Source organism: Streptomyces sp. A18 (assembly GCF_059026065.1).
On record NZ_JBWLKL010000161.1, the window covers coordinates 1 to 394 of the forward strand.

General features: G+C 68.3%; 1 protein-coding gene. It reads right to left on the reverse strand.

What is annotated here, in order from left to right; translation table 11 throughout:
• A partial coding sequence (locus tag AC5P1C_RS43970) for a GTP-binding protein (protein WP_493871611.1) occupies positions 1-394 on the reverse strand: 394 nt, incomplete at both ends.

The following is a 394-nucleotide window of genomic DNA, read 5'->3' on the forward strand; positions in this document are numbered from 1 at the left end:
GCGATGACGAAGGGCAGGCCCGAGTTCTCGAAGTAGTCGACGGCCGGGAAGCAGTCGGCGAGACGGCGGGTGTCGACGAGCACGACGGCGCCGATGGCGCCGCGTACGAGGTCGTCCCACATGAACCAGAAGCGGTCCTGGCCCGGCGTACCGAAGAGGTACAGGATCAGGTCCTGGTCCAGGGTGATGCGGCCGAAGTCCATGGCCACCGTGGTGGTGGTCTTGTCCCCGGTGTGGGTGAGGTCGTCGATGCCCGCGGAGGCGGACGTCATGACGGCCTCGGTGCGCAGCGGGTTGATCTCAGAGACCGCCCCGACGAACGTGGTCTTGCCCACGCCGAAGCCGCCCGCCACCACGATCTTCGCGGAGGTGGTGGAGCGGGCTGTTGCTCCGC